At 46.8% G+C, this 16050-nt stretch carries 15 protein-coding genes; all 15 read right to left on the bottom strand.

Annotated elements, in window-relative coordinates:
* Positions 1 to 2 precede the first annotated feature (2 nt).
* Positions 3 to 3359, bottom strand: a complete 3357-nt coding sequence (locus AACM45_RS17150; protein WP_339144242.1) for a TraQ conjugal transfer family protein — start codon at positions 3357 to 3359, stop codon at positions 3 to 5.
* Positions 3360 to 3370: 11 nt separating this feature from the next.
* Positions 3371 to 3922: a conjugal transfer protein TraO gene (locus AACM45_RS17145; RefSeq protein ID WP_094997544.1), complete on the bottom strand. Its 552-nt coding sequence runs from the start codon at positions 3920 to 3922 to the stop codon at positions 3371 to 3373.
* A gap of 90 nt (positions 3923 to 4012) precedes the next feature.
* Positions 4013 to 4996, bottom strand: coding sequence for a DUF4138 domain-containing protein (locus AACM45_RS17140; protein WP_339144241.1), 984 nt, complete (start codon positions 4994 to 4996; stop codon positions 4013 to 4015).
* Positions 4993 to 5961: a conjugative transposon protein TraM gene (gene traM, locus AACM45_RS17135; RefSeq protein ID WP_158657144.1), complete on the bottom strand. Its 969-nt coding sequence runs from the start codon at positions 5959 to 5961 to the stop codon at positions 4993 to 4995. Before traM ends, AACM45_RS17140 begins: the two co-directional genes overlap by 4 nt.
* A 64-nt stretch (positions 5962 to 6025) precedes the next feature.
* On the bottom strand, positions 6026 to 6652 hold the full coding sequence (locus tag AACM45_RS17130; RefSeq protein WP_094997547.1) for a hypothetical protein: 627 nt from the start codon (positions 6650 to 6652) through the stop codon (positions 6026 to 6028).
* 8 nt (positions 6653 to 6660) lie between these two features.
* Entirely contained in the window at positions 6661 to 7566 is a 906-nt protein-coding gene (locus tag AACM45_RS17125; protein ID WP_162987836.1) for a type IV secretion system protein, read from the bottom strand.
* 8 nt (positions 7567 to 7574) lie between these two features.
* Positions 7575 to 8207: a hypothetical protein gene (locus AACM45_RS17120; RefSeq protein WP_339144240.1), complete on the bottom strand. Its 633-nt coding sequence runs from the start codon at positions 8205 to 8207 to the stop codon at positions 7575 to 7577.
* Positions 8204 to 10807, bottom strand: a complete 2604-nt coding sequence (locus tag AACM45_RS17115) for a TraG family conjugative transposon ATPase (protein ID WP_119648303.1) — start codon at positions 10805 to 10807, stop codon at positions 8204 to 8206. The genes AACM45_RS17120 and AACM45_RS17115 overlap by 4 nt, the downstream gene beginning before the upstream one ends.
* Entirely contained in the window at positions 10792 to 11115 is a 324-nt protein-coding gene (locus tag AACM45_RS17110) for a DUF4133 domain-containing protein (RefSeq protein WP_094997551.1), read from the bottom strand. The genes AACM45_RS17115 and AACM45_RS17110 overlap by 16 nt, the downstream gene beginning before the upstream one ends.
* A 2-nt stretch (positions 11116 to 11117) precedes the next feature.
* Entirely contained in the window at positions 11118 to 11474 is a 357-nt protein-coding gene (locus AACM45_RS17105; RefSeq protein ID WP_147378288.1) for a hypothetical protein, read from the bottom strand.
* The gene (locus tag AACM45_RS17100; protein ID WP_339144239.1) at positions 11407 to 11634 is read right to left on the bottom strand and encodes a hypothetical protein; all 228 of its coding nucleotides are present in this window, start codon (positions 11632 to 11634) and stop codon (positions 11407 to 11409) included. Before AACM45_RS17100 ends, AACM45_RS17105 begins: the two co-directional genes overlap by 68 nt.
* Before the next feature lie 125 nt (positions 11635 to 11759).
* Positions 11760 to 12224: a hypothetical protein gene (locus AACM45_RS17095; RefSeq protein WP_339144238.1), complete on the bottom strand. Its 465-nt coding sequence runs from the start codon at positions 12222 to 12224 to the stop codon at positions 11760 to 11762.
* A 2-nt stretch (positions 12225 to 12226) separates the two neighbouring features.
* Positions 12227 to 12901, bottom strand: a complete 675-nt coding sequence (locus tag AACM45_RS17090; RefSeq protein WP_339144237.1) for a ParA family protein — start codon at positions 12899 to 12901, stop codon at positions 12227 to 12229.
* A 242-nt stretch (positions 12902 to 13143) separates the two neighbouring features.
* Complete coding sequence (locus AACM45_RS17085) at positions 13144 to 13542, bottom strand: hypothetical protein (protein ID WP_339144236.1); 399 nt, start codon at positions 13540 to 13542, stop codon at positions 13144 to 13146.
* Positions 13542 to 16007, bottom strand: a complete 2466-nt coding sequence (locus AACM45_RS17080; protein ID WP_339144235.1) for a type IV secretory system conjugative DNA transfer family protein — start codon at positions 16005 to 16007, stop codon at positions 13542 to 13544. Before AACM45_RS17080 ends, AACM45_RS17085 begins: the two co-directional genes overlap by 1 nt.
* Positions 16008 to 16050 lie beyond the last annotated feature (43 nt).

Raw genomic sequence — 16050 nt, 5'->3', positions numbered from 1 at the left:
CATCAAACTCTGACCACTCTTCCCCTTACTTTGTCACTCCATTGGCCATTGGTATCCCTGACCCTGACCTCAAAGTCCTGGTCAAGATATTTTAAACGGCTTTCACGGGCTTCCTCTTCCAACATGAAATACCTATCCACCCCATCGCCCGAGGCTTCATTGTAATTGAATAAGCGGGTATCCCACCGATTGGTACTCCGGTTGAATATCCTGATTTCCACTTGATCCAACGTAGCACCGCCATAGGCCTCCGAACACTCGATATCAAAACAGGTATAGATCCTGACTTGATAATCACAACCGTTCAATCCCCCACAACTGACATTGTGCTTTTCCCCCTTGACCAATGCCACGGGCCTTCCTAAAGTGTCAACAAATGTGCTTCCGCTTTTGGAATGCCCCGTTGAGTTCTCCACCTCAAAATCAATGGTAAACGTATTTGAGGTCTCTGGATAGAAAGTAAGGTTGGTACTCCCGTAGTTCAACGGAATTGTCTCCCCCTCATCATATCTATTCCCACCATAAAAGAAATAACCGACACGGTTTCCATTGAAAGAAAATGTCATTTGATAGGTCACGGCCGGGTCATGAGTGCCTATGGCATTAGTAATGACCGTGATGTTAAAAGGTTCTTCTTCCAAACGTTCCCCTGGAGCCTGACTAACGGTCAACTCGAATGGTTCCTCGTACCTTTCATAGTTGATGTTGACGCTGGCCGTTTTCTCCACATCCGATGAAGAGCGTACCGTAAACGTTATGACATGACTGCCTTCGGTCGTTCCGACATACTTTCCCGAAAATGCCCCCACAGGTACATTAAAACTTTCTCCAGCGGAATAGCTAGTGCCCTCATATTCAAAAGAACCATTGTTGCCGCTTGCCGAAAAATACATCCCGTAGGTATCCCCACCGATTCCGATTTCGGAAATATTGAAGTTCATATCCACCTGTTCCCCTGTATAGGCTTGCTGCAATGTGCCCGATGCGGTAAAGGTGTAATCCTTGGCCGCCACGTTTACCGTAATATCCACAGTTTTCTCCAATCCCGTATCGTTTCGGACCGTGAAAGCCATTCGAACCGTACTTTCACTGGTTCCTTCGAGCGTCCAGTTAAAGTTGCCCGTATTGACATCGTAACTGTTTCCTGGGCTTACCTCTATACCATTGTTGTCCCTGATAAGCGCATTCCCGTTCATACTGAAACGCATGGTGTAATCCGAAGACCCGACACTTTCCGAAATATTGAAATTGAGACCGGTGGTTTCCCCCACGGTTATATCCGATTTTTGGGTGCCCCCGGTAAAGGTAAAATCGACCTGGTCAAAAGTGATGGTAGAGTTGGCCGTGCGGGTAACGTCCGATCCTGATTCGACACTGAGGACAATATTGTGCTGTCCGGGTTCCGATCCGGTATAGGAAATATTGTTGACCCCGGCGCCCAAGGGAAATTGTTCCCCCGGACCGTAGGTTATACCATTTACGGACATCGCCCCGTTTTGGCTGGAGGAGAAGAACGCTATGTAGCTGTCGTTCGCTCCCTCGGGCAGTTCGTCGATATCCACGATCATACCTACCGGAATATTGGAAAATTCCGTAGCCTTGGATGGGGTCATATTGACCGTAAAGTCGTTATTCCCGACAACGACGGTAACCTTATCTTCAAGGATCTGACCGTTGCTGTCACGAAGCAAAAAGGTTATTTCGTAGGTTCCTGCCTGTTCCCCGACGAAATCATACGCAAAGCTTCCCGGACTTACCGAAAAATATTGGCTAGGGATTATTGGCGAATTTCCATTGTATAATTGTGCGTCACCACCTGAAATGAAGTAGTTCAACTCATAGGAAACCCCATCGTAATCCCCTTGTTCGATAAGGCTTAATGAAATTGTACCACGCTGGCCTACCAATACCTCGTTGCTATTGGCCGAGGCATTGAATTCCAGTTCAAGTGGATTGGCATCCAGATCGATTTCGACGGGTCCGACCGCTTGCCCGTAATTGTCCGTAACGAGAAAATTGATGCGATGCGGGCCCAAGGTTTCGGGCGTATAAAACAATGGGAAATTACCCAAGTCGACCGGATAATCGGTATTGTTCTGAATGGTATTTCCATTGACCCCAGTAACCCTTCCGTTTCCTTCTTCTAGGTCATAGGTCAGGAAGTAATCGATATTGGATGTGTTGCCGTTCGATTTGATGTTGAAATTAAGCTGTGTCCGTTGGTTTACGAATACCTGGTTGCTTTCCGAATTTCCGCTAAACGTGAAGGGAATGTTGGCAATCTCGATCTCGACACTGTCCCTTTTCCTCTGGCCATTGCTGTCTCGTATATCAAAATAGATTTTGCGCTGCCCCAATTCATCGTCCTCAAAAGTATAGTTATAATTGCCGGGATCGATGCCGCGAAAAGTCCCGGGGTCCATGACCCCGCCATTTTGGTCCCGTACGATTCCCGCGCCTTGGCTATCGGAAGAAAAGGAATGGCTAATATCATAGGTAACTTCGCTTTCCCCGTCCTGTGTCTGCAAATCGATATTGATTGCTAGATTGGTGTCCAGCTCCACTTGTGAGGATGCCGCCGTCGCCCTGAACGTGAAATTGACATTTCCGACTGTCAGCAGCAGCTCGTTCGTCAGGGACGCCCCATCGGGAGCCCTGGCAACCATGGTCAATTTATGCTCGCCCAAGGTTTCTGGAAGGTAGCCAAATTCGGTAATGCCCTTGGGCAACTTGAACGGGGTTCCCGCATCGTAGGTAACATCGTCCAAATGGAGCTTGCCAGAACCATCTTCCAGTTGGTAGGTAATCCCAAATTCCTCGGTCGATTCCCCATCCGGAGCTACCGTGTTCTTGTCCCGTAGCAAGGTTACATTTACGGGATTCCGACTATTGATAATGAAATCCCCGGTACCCTTTCCCAAGAGAAAGCTGAAACTGGCGTACTTGACATTGTAGGCCAACTCCAACTCCTTTTGCAATTGGTTTGAATCCCAGGCCAATACCTTGACTTTATGCATACCCGTATCGATGGGCATATACCGGTAGGATAGGTCAAAGTCCTTGACCAAAATGGTGTCATTTTCGCGGATGGTATCGTTTTCCGTACCTAAATAATAGCCTTTTCCGTCAAGGATATTATATTTCATGAAATAGGAAACGGTGGAGACCATCCGCTCTGGTTCCAAGCTGAAATCCGTTCTTGCAGCTTCAAATACAAAACCGTTTTCCTCGTTGTTACCATCAAAGGTGAAATCGAAGGAATCCTGCACTATTCCTTCAAAGTCCTTGCTACAGGCAATTATAAATATTATGCATAGCGAACCTATGGCGACTATGCGTTGTGGGGTATTGAATTTCATAACGTCGCTTTTTAAAACAAAAAATACCGTAGGCCGACGCCGACATACGGATAAAAATTTCCCACGTCCGAATTGACATGGTAGTATTCGTTGGCCTTGACCAATAGCGAAAAATCATTGCTCAGGCCTATTTCCATTTCCGCACCGAGATACAGGCCATAAATAAACTGGCTTTTACCATTGATAAGGGCACCGGTGGGCAGTTCATTGCTTCCGTTATTGATGACCTCGTATCCGAACAGCCCACCGCCACCGAGGAAAAGGCTAAAATTTTTTCTTCGAGGCGCCATGAATACACGATAGTACAGCCCCGGCTGAATAGTGAAAATATTATAGGGAATATATTGGGCACCCTTGTCCTCGGCAATTGCGGCCAAAACACTTATCTGAAAATATTGGAACCGATTGGGATGAAAATTGAACGTTCCCATAATGCCGTATCCATCCTCGACATAGCCACCGCTCACTCCGACCGAAGAGGCAAGGTTCCCCCGCATTTGGCCTGAAACGGCTGAACCCGCAAGACAAAACAACACCGTAATGAAAAATAACTTTGCTTTCATCTATTTAAAATTTAGCCAACCAGTGATGATAATCGTTTTATTCTATCGGTTGGAGTTGGTCATTATCTTATAAATGCGCATTATGGCCTTTCATAATTTAAATCCTGATGGGTTATTGATGACAAGTTGATCTATATCCAAGGATAGGTTTCGATTGCCCTTTTCTTCATCTAGGTCCACTACGAGGGACTTTCTCCGGTCAAGGGTAAACTTATCGAAGACCACCATAAAATAGTTCTCGGAATTCCCCTCGACCTTTTTGGGAACTTTATACCTGAACAAGGGCTTGTGTTCCGTCTTGACATTGCTCGAACTATTCTTGTAGTTGGTGGCGATGCTGAACTTTATAAAATTGACATCATAGTCTATATGTTCCTTGTTCTCCAAGCGAAACTGTAGGTATATTTCGTTATTCTCATAGTACACGTTCTCCAGCCAGAGAAATACATCATCGTATTTGGAAAAATATCGGATGATCTTGCCCTTGTTGAACTGGTTGTAATAACATCTCCGCCGTATATATTCCATTCTATCCAAGACATACAATTCCTTGGTAAGCGGCAAGGGTTCCCCATCGATTTCCTTTTCGGGCTTAATCTCCAATTTTTCCCCAACTGTTTTGGTAGTTGCTAAAGTGTCCTTTATGTCAGGATGTGAGGCAAAGTCGGATTCATCCAATTCAGTAGCACTTTTTTTATGGGATAGCTCTTCGAGGTTATCGACCATATCGGTGGTTATGGTCCATCGCTTCTTGGCGGGGATGTCCACAAGTTGCAGGATAAAATCATAGGCACGACCGTCACGGGTATAAATGGTATAGTTCGTAAAATCGGAGGTGTCGGGCGCCACATCGTTATAGATAAGCAAAACGATACGCTCTGAGGTTGCGGAAGCATTTTTCGTCGGGAAGGACTCCAAAAAATTCAGCTCCTTCCCATTGATGGAAAAATCATAAGGGGCGGGCAGTACCAGAATGGTCTTATAGTTCCTTGAAACCGGAATGGTGTCCATTTTCGCCATAACCGATAGAGACCCCAATAGCCCAATTATTGTAAGTACAGCTTTTATTTTCATTGTGTTGCCAATAAGAGTTCATAATCATCCATCAATAGGATTTTTTCTTTTTCCCGTAACCTTTTTTTTCGAAGGAAAGTCCCCAACCCTTGGGCGATGCCTTTTAAAACATCCGGTGCGCCGCTGGTAATTTCGTCGGTGGCCCCTCGTAGTGCATCGCCTCCCATTTCGGCCTTGTACTCCCTCCAGAGTTCCCCGGCCCTTTTGTTGTAGATTCCTTCCCTGCCATCGTTGAAGTCCCTGACGGAGATATCGACCGGATGGTGCTCGATATTGTCTATATCCAAATACACCCTGTTTCCCTGTATGGAAGCCATAGCGTAGATGAAGGTATTTTTGGAAAATCGTTTTTCGCTAAGGACCATATCTTCCATGAGTAGGAGCCTTACGTTCTCATTGGGCAAGATGAATTGGTCGCCATATACGGTGGCCCTAAAGAAGATTGGCTTTTTGGTAACGGGCATCCGTTCCTGTTGGGGCCTGCGGTTCCCTCTCAAGGATTCCCCGACTATTTTCTTTTTTCCCTCCAGCAGCATCTCACGGTAGGCCAAGCGGTTCTCGACGAATTTTTGCTTCTGCTCTTCAGCGGTCATTGCGCTCTTCTTTTCCCTCTCCACGGTTTTCTTTCCATCGGGGATTTCGGCCTGCACCGTTTCCTGTGGTTTAGCATCCAGGGAGAGTCCTTCCAATCGCTTCAAGATCTTCTGGAGAGAATCGTTTTGCGAATCATTCATTTGGGTCATGTCCGGTAAGGACGAAGATTTCCCTACCTTTTTCTTTTCAGTTGAGTCCTTTAATTTCCAAGGCTCGGCGATAGCTTCGGATTCCAAGGTCGGAACCTTGCCGGGAAGTTCTGGATTGAAGCCATTCGTAGGATCGGTAGTGTCGCCGAACCCCATTTGAAAATCCTTGACGTTCTCAATGACAAAAAAACTGGTCAGTACCAGAATAAAAGGTAGGGCCATAGCAAAATTTCTGTGCCTTACGACCCATCGCTTCAAACGTTTTATGTTGCCACTGAATTTCATGTTACCTACGCTCGAGATCGGAATTGTCCACGACCTCAAAGTCGATAATCTTGATTCCGTTCAGGTTGTTTGGGGTAATGCCCGCTTTTTTCAGGTGCCCCTTGGTGACCAAGTTCCTATACGTTGTGGATTTGCCTTTTTCTATGGCCTGTTTGCCGTAAAAAGTAAACGGAAACGGATAGGTTGCATAGTCGATTTGAATCGAATCAAGTTCCACAAAGTAGTGATAGTCACGCATTACCACATCATGGAAGTATTTTTTTTCGACCAAACGGGCATATAAACGGTTGCCTGACCAATCGACCATGAACAAGGCTTTTTCCTCTATGTTTCTTTTGATCAGGTTCAGATCGGGTTCCAACGAGAAAAACAGTTCATGAAAGTTTTGGACGTGACCTTCGCAAAGAATTTCGAGGTTTTCCTTGGCATCCCTGATCGGTACCATGGGGAGGCGTTGCCCCCCGTGCAGCACATAGGCGTTATTGTTGGCACGCTCATGGGCCGATACCACGAAATAGATGGCAATCGCGAAGACCGCTATCATCAAGATCAGGCAGCTATAGACGAGCCTGTTGTTGTGCCTTCTACTTTGGGCGATATCATTGAATATCTCGTATTTTCCTTTCATAATCCTAATTATTGCGTAAGTGTCCTAACCGCTTTTGTGGCCCCGCCGCTCTTTGCATCGATGACCGTTTGTATTGCTTTTTTGCCATAGTGCTTGGGCTTGGAGACGATGCCCCCACCCGATATGTTAAGTCCCTGCACTACAAAGTTGGCCAGTGTAGGGGCCTTGATATAGAAGAAGGAGGTCATCAAGACCAGAAGGGAGGAACTCAAAATCAATCCGAGGTCGTAGGCACTGTTACGCAACAAATGGTCCACGAGCGCATCGACAAGATTGACCATAAACATATCCACTACATATAACATGGGAAGCCAAAGACAGAGGCTCATGAACTTTTGCAACCATGCTTTCCAAAGGCCCGAAATGGCGGGAATGAACGAAAGCCCGATATTGATCGGCCCGAAAATGATAAGGATGAACAGGTAAATGGTGGCCAATGCCTTGATGCCCACGAAAATCAGCGTAGAGATAATATGTGCGAAGGCCGTTATGGAACCTGCCAGACCCGTAAGGGCAAAGGATTGCAGTCCATCGATATCCATGCTGAACATGTTCCATTCTACCACATTGTTGGCTGCCACATCGATTTGGGCCAAGGCCACCTTTTGCCCGATGGTATCCCAGTTCTTTTGGGTACTGACAAATGAGGAGCCGAGGTTGTTATAAAATTCAAAGATGGCGTGTGCAAACTCGGAGTAGTTGAAAAGGATGAACATCAAGGGAAACCACTTTAGGGCCTTGAACACATCGGCGCGATCATTGCCCACAAAATGCATGATGGCGAAAATGCCCAACCCGATCTTTGCCATTTGGAAGCCAATGCCCAAGGTAGGGCCTAAATTCGCAAAGGCATCATCGATATATTGGTCGAATATCGTGTTGACCGTTACCCTAAAACCTGTATCCGATTGCATAACGTACATCAATTGGTCTTGATCAATGAATAGACCGCTTTGCGGTGTTCGTTTTTCTGTAAAAGGGAGGTGTTGACTTTTATGATGGTTTCCAGCACGCTGTCCATTTTGTCCAAGATCGACCGTAATGCCGAGAGCCTATCGGCCGATTCAATAATCTCGCCCGTCGAGGCGATATGCGATCCTTGGGAGACCAAGGAAGTAACCTGCACGAGGGCATCGGCCAACGCTTCGGTCGCCCTTTCCTTTTCCACCTTTTCCAGATTGGCGAAGGAGCGCAGGTTTTTCTGCGTGCCCTTATAGGCTTCCACGATCTTGTCCTTCAGGTCATAGAGTTCGGTCATTTCTGGACTTCCCATGACATAACTGGCGGGGGTCCTTTTTGCCGTAAGGTCCTGGCTAAGGATTTTGGAGGCACTGGAATTGGCGGTAACGTTCCGTTCCATCTGTGCCAAAAGCTTGCCCATGGTCGAGTTCAAGGTGACCAATTGCGAATTCAGCGTGGCCACATTTTGATTGAGGATGACCAGTTGGGCATTCGCCGCTACATCGGTTACGGGAATCTGGGCGGCCCCAAAATAAGGGAGTAGCCCGATTAAAATTCTTAGGTAAACAATTCTTGGTTTCAAGTATATCATCATTTTCTATTTTTAGGGTTAATGTCGCTGCCGTTCAAATTCCCAGAACCGGATTCCGCCAGTTCGTTCTGCAGCTGTTTGTAGGCGTTGGCCGTTCTTACCCAATCACGGCCATGTTTTTCATGGAGACGGTTGATCTTTGCTTTTTCATTGGGATTGGTCTCGAACAGGCATTTGGTGGGCAACGAGGTCTCCAATCCGAACACCTTGACCCGGTCCTTCCAACAAATGGCCATTTCCCTTAGCTTTCGGCCCATGGGCAAATCTTTGTTGATGGATAGGATCAGTTGCTTCTGTTTCTCGTTCAGGCCCAATAACCGTTGGATCTCCCCAAAGGAATTTCCGAATTCGCCGAGGTCCAGCAACACCTTAATATGGCTGTTGACCACAATGGTATTGCCGATGTATTTGGATTTGACGAAATCGCTTACCTTTTGCGAGATAAAAATGGGCTGCCCCCCATATTTCCGGGCCATTCTGGACTTGGCGTCAAAGTAGTGGGCCATTATCGGATTGTCGAACAGGTTCCACGCCTCGTCAACGACCAATATTTTGTTTAGGGAAAGTTTTTTGGGATCCTTCAGTTTTTTGTCGAACACATCGATCATCAGGAACGCCAGGATCGGAAAGAGCTGTTCGTTTTCGATCAGGTTTTCGAGTTTGAAGTATACCAACCTTTCACGACCCAATTGGGCTATCCTTTTGTCCCTACTGTTCAACAGGTATGCCCTGGGGCCATCGTGGGCATATTTGCCCAAGAGCAGTAAAAACAGATTGGGGTCGAAGACTTCCTTTCGTATGCCCTTGGAATCCATAAGCCGCTCCAAATGCCTTTCCGAATACCCATAAAAAGTATTGAAGGAGTTATCGGGATTATCCTTAAGGAACTGGTCCCTATAATATCCCTGTACCAACAATTCGATAATGGTCTGGATTACGGCACTGTCATGACCGTCGTCCGTTGTAGTATCCTTTCGCCCCAATAGAAGATAGACCAATGCGATAAGCTGCGTCAGCTTGTGCTCGGTAAGCATCTTTTGGCCGTCTTTTTCTACCATATCCCCCGGATCCAGCATAAAGGGGTTGAACGTAAAGGGATTTTTGTCGTCGTTCTCTATGACGACCCCGTCCAGATGGTCCAGCAACTTGTCATAGGAATTCCCGTTCTCAAGAATGAGGATTTCCGCTCCCTCGCGATATTCGGAGAACAGGTAGGCATTGGCAAAAAAGGTCTTTCCGCCACCGGAACCGGAGGCGATGAGCATGCCCCGGTTAAAGATCCAGTCCTTTGCCTCGGGATCGCGGTAGAGACTTACCAATAAAGGTTTTCCCGTGGCCCTATCGACCATGCGCAGGCCGTGGGGGCCGTGCATCCTGTTTCGATATCCCCCTTCAAAATACCAAAGGCTGGCCGCCATCTCCGAGGAAAAGGGGCTGAAGAGTTCCATGCTGAGTCCGATGCCGTTGCCAAGGATACCCCCAAAAAAGAGGTTTTTCCGATCCACGGTATTTTCCTTGGCATGAATACCCAGCTTCCGAAAGGCCGACCGGACGGAATTGCACATCGACCTAAAGGACTTTTTGGAATTGGAAATGCCCAATACGTTCAAGTGATAATAGACCAGTTCCTTATGCTCGTTAAGGATATGCTGCTGGAACTCATAGATTTGGTCCCGGTAGGTGCTGTTCTTGTCCCCCTTGCGGTTCCGGGCATATTTGTCAAGTCGTTTCGCCTTCGACCGAAGTTTGGCCATGGCCTTCTCCTTTTCGGGGATATAGATATATTGGTTGACAATATGTTCCTGCGGAATCCTGAACCCCAAGGAAAACAGGTTTCCTATAGGAAAGAGGTTGTTCCCTGTACTGTATTTTCCAAAATATTCGTGAAAGGCCATATCCTCCTTGGAGAACTGGTCCAGGTTTTCCAAAGTGAAGTACTGTCCCTGTTTTTCGCCGATCCGCAGCCCGTAGTCGGAAAAATCGATATCCCTGCCCGTACCTTCCCCGTAGCCCGCTTCCAGATAACAGTCGTAATAGCCCGATCGTCCGAAAAGCCCCTCGGAATCAAGGATTTTTGAGCTCATCAGGCCCGAATCGTTGATAAGGTCGTTGACGGCACCTACCCTGGCCTCGAAATCCGCCATTGTGTCCCCGTCGAGGTATTCTTCGGGAACATATTTTTGGCCGTAGAACCGGCGCTCTTTCTTTAAGAAGGAATTGGCCCCGATAGGCGTTCGGCCGATATAGTTTTTGGGTACTTTGTGGATGGCCAGATAGCACCGGTGCTCCAAAAAAGGCCTGTCCTTGAAATAGCGTTCGTCCTCGGTCTCGAAAAAATCCCGTTCCAACCGCTGTCGGTCCATGGCATAGGTTTCTCCGAAGAACAGGTCCTGTTTGTGCAAAAGACAGTTCTCGCCCAGGATTTCCAAGATACCCGAGACCATCCGGTTCAGGTTCAGATAATCCTTGCTGTCCAAAGTGTAGATTTCGGGAAGTTCCAATTGCAGCGGAATGCTCAGGCATCCTCGTTCCTTTGATACCAAGATCGGTGCCTCATAACCATAAATGGGAAAGGCATCCAGAAGATTCAATCTTTTTTCCATAGCACCAACTTTTTTTTATTGACATGGCCCTTAATGGTGTCCGGCCCCTTTCTGTCCGCTCGGGACTTGATAAAACCGTTTTCCCCATAAGCCTTTGAATAGAAAAGCATGAGTGCGATATAGAGGGCCGCGGTACAGAAGGAAAGCAAAAGGCTAAGAAAGGTAGGGATGACCGTACTGAGGAACAGTCCCACCATCAGGGACAGGAACGAGCCCTTAAAGGCTTGGTCCACATATTTAGCACGAAGCCCAAAGAAGGAAACGTCCTTTTGCAGGGCCTTTGGAATTTTGACCAGCTTGTTTTCCATGATCAGTTGGCCAAGTTTTCCCCGATTTCGATAAGGCCGTAGAAAATGACCAGCCCCACAATGGCGTTGCCCACTTTTCGGGCCATATCCTGGTTCTGTTCCCTGATGATGAGAAAGGCCAGTGCCGCGATGGCCAGAAGTACGCCTGCGGCAATCTTGATGATGCGGAAAATACTGTTCCCTATCTGTGCCGTACCCTGTTCCGCCTCGTTGACCTGATCGACCAGTTCATCGATCTGGGCAAAGCCGGCCGAATGGAAAGCAACAATAAGGAATAGTGTTAGGAAGACGTTAATCGGAGTCGTCCAGCTCCGGTTCCGGAGGGGACTCGGAGTTTTTGATAATCTTGAATTTTTCATGTTCTGGAATTAAGGATTCATTCTGAACATCTTTATCGGACGCATTGAAAATATCCAACAGCTCGGAGCTGGTTTCATTCTCATCGACACGGTTGAGTAACTGGTCCATATCTTTATCCTTTGAAGATGTGTTTTTTACAAATATATGTGATTTTTGCATATATGAATAATTTTCCTGAACATTTTTTTCGTTTTTTGATTTTTTAAGTACGACAAAGACCCATAGGTACCACAGCAGGCATAGGATACCGATGATGGCATAAACGATATGTTCCCACCGCCAATTCAAATCTTGTCGATAATTCGTTGAAGTTCCCGAACGTTTTCTTGGTGGTAAAGCTCCAAGGCCTTTCGCATAATATCGTTGCGCGAGACCTTTTTTTCCAACTTGTAGCTGCATGCGCTGGCGAGTCGCTCATAGTCCTCGAAACAGGTCTTGCTCAACCTAAAGATAAATTGCTCCTTTTTGTCGGTATAATTGTCTTGCTCCAGCAACGTCTCGAAATCCGTTACCTTCTTTTGTTCCCTACGGCTTAACTTTACCAACGGAAATGTACGTCCCGTGGCCCTATGCGTGTTACCATCTTTAACGTAATCATCGTTTCTTTCGTTTTTCCGGACCGGACTTTTTCCAACTTTTCCGACCGTGCCGTGCCGTTGTTCCCTAAGTCCCTGGACCTGTTCCTTCGTGTCCGTATTATCCAAGATGGCAGATTCCAGCAAGTCCTTAACATTTACTTTTTTGCCCATTTTTAATTTTTTGAAATTTTCATGACCTCTTCCATAAATCGTTTTAGCCCCAGTTTCCCGTTCTCTTTTGTTGCGGGAATAGGAATTAGGGTATTCCGGTATCGCTCCCTATATACGGTCCGTTCCATGACGACCTGTTCCATCATGGGCATCCCCGCTTTCGCCAAGGTTTTCCTTACCGCATTGAACTTATTGACCTTGACCAGCTCGTAGCGGTTGAAGAACAGGTTGACGGACCGCAGTACCCGATTTTCGTTCCATAGATAGTTACGTTGCAGTGTTTTGTAGAACACCGCTGTACTGTCGATTTCCAGTTCGTCAAGGAAAAAGGGAATGAAGATATGTTCGACATACAGCAGCCCCCTTACCATTTCCTCGTTAAGGTTTCCGGGGAAATCGACGATGATAAAATCCACAGTACCATAATATTTTTTGATCAACGGTTCCAAGGTCTGGACCGTTGCCCGCTCCACAGGAAACATCGGCATTTCGGTCGAACCTACCTGTCCAAGATCTCGGTTCCTCTTTTTGTACACAGAGTACTGGGGATTGTCCATGTCGATTAATACCACTTTCTTCCCGTACAGGTGGAACAGGTTGGTGGCCAAGATGATATTCAGGGTCGTCTTGCCACAACCGCCCTTTTCCCCCGTACATGAAATTATTTTTGTTTCCATAAATATACTTTTTAAAACCATAGTATCATATGGCCATATGACACTATGAACATTTGAAACTATATCCCTATATAGCATTGAATATCTATTGCATTATACGTTGCTATATAGCAATGATTGTATAATGCTATGGACATTGCTATATAGCAATGAACCAAGCATAGGTAGGTGTTTGCAAACAATAATGGGGATATTGAGCCTAGAACCCTTTTAACGGCAAGAAATTACTTCGAACGCAAAATTTATAAGGACGATTTAAAATCCTTCATGGCCTCTGAAACCCGTTCCTCCAGCTCAAGGTATTTCTCGCGAAGTCCTTCTTGATAGACCATATTTTCCCCGAGATTACGTTTTTGCACGAACTCGTTATCGGGCAATAGAATCCAAATGGGGTTATAGCCCAAGCTGTAGAAATAGAGGATGATCTTGATGGAATTGACCATTGAGGAACCGCGCTCCACATTGGCCAAAGTTGTACGGTCCATGTTCAGGTAATCGCTTAGGTTGGTCATCGAAAACTTACTGAACCTTTTGTCCTCGACATCGTCCAATTCCACCAGTTCAAGACGTATTTCCTTTAAGCGTTCCCCGATATACCCCAAATCCTTGGAGTCCAGATTGATGATCGATTCAATGTCCATTATTCAAAATTTTCTATGGGATACGAGGAAAATTCCTCTTCAAAATTATACTCCGTCTCTTCCTGCAAAACTGCCAAACTTTGGGACAGGGACTCATCAAGTTCCTTCCCGAAATCGTCCATGAACTTTTCCACGGCCGCCTCGGAGTTGTCGATTGATCTTGCAATTTCACCATTTATTTTCTTTTCGTCAAATATGGCACTCTTCAGCTCTTTTCCCGTAAGGGCTTTATACTCTTCTTTGACCAAGCTGTCCACTTCATTAATGATCTTGTCGAATTCGGCCTGGGCCACACGGTCCATTTCCGTACGTACCAAAAATTCCTCCACAATATAGGCCAATAACCTTTGCCAATCGGCGTCCCTAACACCCGTATTCAGCAGTTCCAGAATATCCTCCCTGAAATCGAACAGGCGAAGCTCCTTGACCACATCCTTAAAAATTCGGCGTTTGGTACCATTGGTAAATGCATTTTTGGCCGTTTCTTCCAGACGCTTTCCATAAAATTCGATGTACCCAATTTCCCTGGTAAACAGGCCCGAGACATTCTTCGGTAAATCCAGCTCCTCTATGAGCTTCATCTGTGCTTGGAAAAGTTCCCCGAAATTCTCCGGTTTGAAATCGTTGACAACGGGCAACTTGTGCTTCATGGCCCTTCGCTTGCCTTCGATGTCGGGGAGCAACTGGCCATAACATTTCTTTTCCTTGATCTGATGCTCGAAAGTATCGGCCACCAACCCTGCGAAATGTCCGGTGGACATGGATGCGATCTTGCTCCTGGGCAAGAGCTCCATCATCTGTGTACTCAGATTGGTACTTACGTCCGAACTGCTCGTGTTCTTCGAGACCTTTTCTTGATGGATCTTTCCGAAAAGCTCGCTCAACCGTTTGGCCGTCTCGCCCTTGGCCGCACCGCAGATAATGTTCGCACAGTTGTCATAGATGACATCGGCCAGTTCCCGGCCGTAGTCCAAGATCAGCTGTCCGACGCTCTGAAGCCCCAAAATGGTGGCGATCTTGTTTTCCCTCCCGGTATCGATTATGGTCCGCAACAACATGATGAACAAGGTGGGTACCTCGTCGATAAGCAATGCCATGTGCCGCTTGCCCGGTTTGTTTACCCGTTTGAGAATGGTGTTCATGTACAGGCCCAAGGGTGCGGAGTAGACTTCCTTCCGTTCGGGATTGTTCTGTAGCGATACGATTTTGGGATACCGGGGATCGTTCACCTCAAGACTGAAGTCGTTGCCCGACATCACATAGAAAATTTCCTTGGTCGCAATACTAGAAAGGCTTATCTGGACCGTACTGGTCTGGCCAGACAGTTGTTCCATGGCCTCCTTTTCCAATGCGTCCCGAAAAGGAACCAATATTTGGCGTACCTCTACGTCCTTGGTCATGATTTCCATCAATATATCGATCTTTACGGTGGTCAGAATGGCCAAATGCCCCGGGGTACAGAGATACCTGCCCGTTTCTTCCGATTTTTTCTTGAGATACCAGATACAGCCCCCTGTATAACTGATGGCACTACGTGAAAAATAGTCCTGCCGTTTTATCCATTCGGGATTCAGGTTTTTCATAAGGGTCGTGGCCGTATCGATGGCATCCGACTGATTGACCAGCCCATAGGGATCCATGGGGTTGTTCCGGTGCGTCATCCGAAGGTCATCAAAACAGATTCGGTAGAGCTTCGGGAAAGGCATTTCGGAATCGTTCCCATGCTTTTTTATGGCCTCCTGTAGATAACCGTACGCCTTACGGGTCAGCGTATCAAACTTAAAATCGTAGATGACCATGGCGTATTTCTTGTCGATGAACTGGGCCATGATCTCCTCGATAACGGAAAAGGATTTGCCGCTCCCCGGAGTGCCGATGACCAACAACGCCCTGAAAAGATTGACAAAATTAATCCATCCTTTCCGTTGTTTCCCATCGTGCGAATAGGTATATGGGATATTGGCGGAATATGGGGTATCTATACGCTCCCCAGTCTGCTCGAAGGTTTCCTTCGTATCGTTAAAGGGGTCATTTTTTGCCAAGTTCATGAAGTCCAAAAACTGGAACAATCGCATCCCGAAAGTCATCAATCCCAAGTAGGCCAATGAAAGAAATATCATGGAGGCCCACATCCCTAGTTCGGAAGCACCGTGGCACCACCAAGAAACGAACAGCAAGGCCAAGGACACGAGAAAGCCCGCAACACTTTTTCTGCGACCGACTTCCTCTTTTTTGACCGGACGGTACATCATAATACCGCCCATCAGAAGCCCCAGCAAGAGCAGACGGGCGACCATGCCTTGGGACGGTAGCCCGGACCGTACTAGAAAGGAATGGATGTTATCCGAGAATCCCTGATGCCCGTAATGGAATAAGTACAGGGCATATTGCTCCCGGAATAGGATAATGGCGAAGTGGAAAGCGGATAGGTACATGCCCATATAGCCCTTGTTCTTATCTTGCATGTCCTTTTCTTTTTTGGGTTTTCCTCGGTCTGTCCATGACAGT

Source organism: Croceitalea sp. MTPC5 (genome assembly GCF_036985505.1).
In the GTDB taxonomy this organism is placed as follows: domain Bacteria; phylum Bacteroidota; class Bacteroidia; order Flavobacteriales; family Flavobacteriaceae; genus Croceitalea.
This window is presented reverse-complemented; position numbering and strand designations above follow the sequence as displayed.

Excerpts from the sequence above, each read along its gene's own strand:
- AACM45_RS17145 (WP_094997544.1), bottom strand. The coding sequence starts at position 3,922 with ATGAAAGCAAAGTTATTTTTCATTACGGTGTTGTTTTGTCTTGCGGGT.
- AACM45_RS17140 (WP_339144241.1), bottom strand. The coding sequence starts at position 4,996 with ATGAAAATAAAAGCTGTACTTACAATAATTGGGCTATTGGGGTCTCTA.
- AACM45_RS17120 (WP_339144240.1), bottom strand. The coding sequence starts at position 8,207 with ATGATGATATACTTGAAACCAAGAATTGTTTACCTAAGAATTTTAATC.
- AACM45_RS17130 (WP_094997547.1), bottom strand. The coding sequence starts at position 6,652 with ATGAAAGGAAAATACGAGATATTCAATGATATCGCCCAAAGTAGAAGG.
- AACM45_RS17090 (WP_339144237.1), bottom strand. The coding sequence starts at position 12,901 with ATGGAAACAAAAATAATTTCATGTACGGGGGAAAAGGGCGGTTGTGGC.
- AACM45_RS17085 (WP_339144236.1), bottom strand. The coding sequence starts at position 13,542 with ATGGACATTGAATCGATCATCAATCTGGACTCCAAGGATTTGGGGTAT.
- AACM45_RS17080 (WP_339144235.1), bottom strand. The coding sequence starts at position 16,007 with ATGCAAGATAAGAACAAGGGCTATATGGGCATGTACCTATCCGCTTTC.
- AACM45_RS17115 (WP_119648303.1), bottom strand. The coding sequence starts at position 10,807 with ATGGAAAAAAGATTGAATCTTCTGGATGCCTTTCCCATTTATGGTTAT.
- AACM45_RS17110 (WP_094997551.1), bottom strand. The coding sequence starts at position 11,115 with ATGGAAAACAAGCTGGTCAAAATTCCAAAGGCCCTGCAAAAGGACGTT.
- AACM45_RS17150 (WP_339144242.1), bottom strand. The coding sequence starts at position 3,359 with ATGAAATTCAATACCCCACAACGCATAGTCGCCATAGGTTCGCTATGC.
- AACM45_RS17105 (WP_147378288.1), bottom strand. The coding sequence starts at position 11,474 with ATGAAAAATTCAAGATTATCAAAAACTCCGAGTCCCCTCCGGAACCGG.
- traM (WP_158657144.1), bottom strand. The coding sequence starts at position 5,961 with ATGGCCCTACCTTTTATTCTGGTACTGACCAGTTTTTTTGTCATTGAG.
- AACM45_RS17095 (WP_339144238.1), bottom strand. The coding sequence starts at position 12,224 with ATGGGCAAAAAAGTAAATGTTAAGGACTTGCTGGAATCTGCCATCTTG.
- AACM45_RS17100 (WP_339144239.1), bottom strand. The coding sequence starts at position 11,634 with ATGCAAAAATCACATATATTTGTAAAAAACACATCTTCAAAGGATAAA.
- AACM45_RS17125 (WP_162987836.1), bottom strand. The coding sequence starts at position 7,566 with ATGCAATCGGATACAGGTTTTAGGGTAACGGTCAACACGATATTCGAC.